Annotated in this window: 2 protein-coding genes and 1 pseudogene; all 3 read right to left on the reverse strand. The window is 65.8% G+C overall.

Features of this window, described 5'->3' with window-relative positions:
- The coding region (locus L0G76_RS15960) for a hypothetical protein (RefSeq protein ID WP_304358110.1) at positions 1-932 on the reverse strand (932 nt) is incomplete at its 3' end.
- Positions 933-939: 7 nt separating this feature from the next.
- Positions 940-1,464: a 2-C-methyl-D-erythritol 2,4-cyclodiphosphate synthase gene (ispF, locus tag L0G76_RS15965; protein ID WP_304358111.1), complete on the reverse strand. Its 525-nt coding sequence runs from the start codon at positions 1,462-1,464 to the stop codon at positions 940-942.
- 123 nt (positions 1,465-1,587) lie between these two features.
- Positions 1,588-1,848 (reverse strand): annotated as a pseudogene (locus L0G76_RS15970) (IspD/TarI family cytidylyltransferase); the annotation flags it as partial.
- Positions 1,849-1,872 lie beyond the last annotated feature (24 nt).

A 1,872-nucleotide genomic window follows, 5' to 3' on the forward strand; every position in this document is an offset into this window, starting at 1 on the left:
GCCGGTGCGCGTTCGGCCTCTCGCGCGATCCAGCCGGCGAGCATGTCGCGTGTCTGGCCCTCGTGACGGCCGAAATGTCGGCCCGCGTACTCGCTGACGTCGATGGGCACGAATCGTTCCAATGCGTCCAGAACGAGCCCGGCGATTCGGGCCGACATCGGCACCCTGATGCCGGTGACGGCATGGACAGCCTCGGCGGAGGCCTGAGCAGGTCGTCGCAGGTGAGTCCTCAACTCAGCCCAGCTCCCCTCACGGATGGTCAGCTCAGCGACATAGGGAATGAACACCGCAGGCGGTCCGGAGACCATCGCGGCCGGGACGCCGACGATGAGGCTGCCGAGCTCGCGGAGCAGTCCTCCCACGGTTTCCCGGCGGCCGCTGGCCATGAACACGGGCATCCCGGGCGGTTGCCAATAACGGACGTCGCGGCCCGTCGTCCGCTCGGACAGGAGCGCAGGCGAGAAGACGAGGATTTCGGAATCAGGGAACATCGATCCCGCGAGCTCCTGGTCCCCGTCGACCTGGCTGGTGATCGCGATGATGCTCGGGCGAAGAGAGACGATCGAGGCGGCCACCGAGTCGTCGAGGTCGCCCGGTCGAGTCGAGAGCACCACGAGGTCCCACGAGTCCGAACTCACCGCAGCCCAATCGACCACGGGCACCCGCCGAACAGACCCTTTCCCGAAGGACCCCACCTGCCGCGGGTATGCGGCATCCCGGGAATGTGCTGTGTCCGGAAACTGGGCTGTGTCCGGAAACTGGGCTGTGTCCGGAGAATGGGCCGTGTCCGGAGAATGGGCTGTGTCCGGAGAATGTGCTGCGCTCGGAGCCGAATTCACAGAGCGTGAGACCACGACGGCTTCGTGCCTTTTGCCGAACAGTGCGGCGGCTGCGACGCCGATCGCCCCGGCACCTTGGAACACGACCTTCATGCCGAGCTCACTGCGCTGTCGGCGCCGCCGCCGAGTCGTCGCCGCGAACATCTGGATAGACAAGAGCATTCGCGATGGCCGCAATGCCTTCGCCGCGTCCTGTCAGGCCGAGTGCGTCGGTCGTCGTCCCGGACACCGATACGTCGGCACCGGCGGCCTGGGACAGGGCCTGTTGGGCTTCGACCCGTCTGGTGCCGATCTTCGGACGGTTGCCGATGACCTGGACGGAGACATTTCCGATCTCGAAACCTGCAGCGCGAACCTGCCGTGCCGTCTCGGCGAGGAGAGCGGCCCCGGAAGCTCCGGCGAATTCAGGACGGTCGACGCCGAAATGCTGGCCCAGATCGCCGATGCCGGCTGCGGAGAACAGCGCATCGCAGCATGCATGCGCGGCGACGTCGGAATCGGAGTGGCCTTCGAGCCCGCGTTCGCCGAGCCAGTGCAGTCCAGCGACCCAGAGTTCACGTTCGGGATCGTCGGAGTAGGAGTGGACGTCCACTCCTACCCCGGTGCGCGGAATCACCATGGTCATGGTCGCTCCCCTTGTTCGTTCGCGGCATCCCTCATCGTGTCGTTCCTCGTCGTCGCATCCCCCCATCGCGGCATCCCTCATCGTGTCGTTCCTCGTCGTCGCATCCCGCTTCCTCGCAATGTGCTCACCAAGCACGAGATCGAGAGGATAGGTGATCTTCAACGCTTCCTCGTCCCCGTCGACGGCGACGACATCGACTCCGAGGCGCTCGACGAGCCCCGCATCATCCGTGGCTGCGACGACGCCGGGACCCATGGCTGCCAGATCGGTGGTGTATCTCTCGTGTGCTCGGCGCAGGGTGGGAGCGGTGAAACCCTGTGGAGTTTGAACCCGACGGAGACTCGAGCGGTCGAGATCACCGTGGAGGACCTCAACGGTCGGCAAGTTCTGGTCGATTTCGGCGTCGGA

This window comes from Brevibacterium picturae, from assembly GCF_030453725.1.
Classification (GTDB): Bacteria; Actinomycetota; Actinomycetes; order Actinomycetales; family Brevibacteriaceae; genus Brevibacterium; species Brevibacterium sandarakinum_A.

Excerpts from the sequence above, each read along its gene's own strand:
- ispF (WP_304358111.1), bottom strand. The coding sequence starts at position 1,464 with ATGACCATGGTGATTCCGCGCACCGGGGTAGGAGTGGACGTCCACTCC.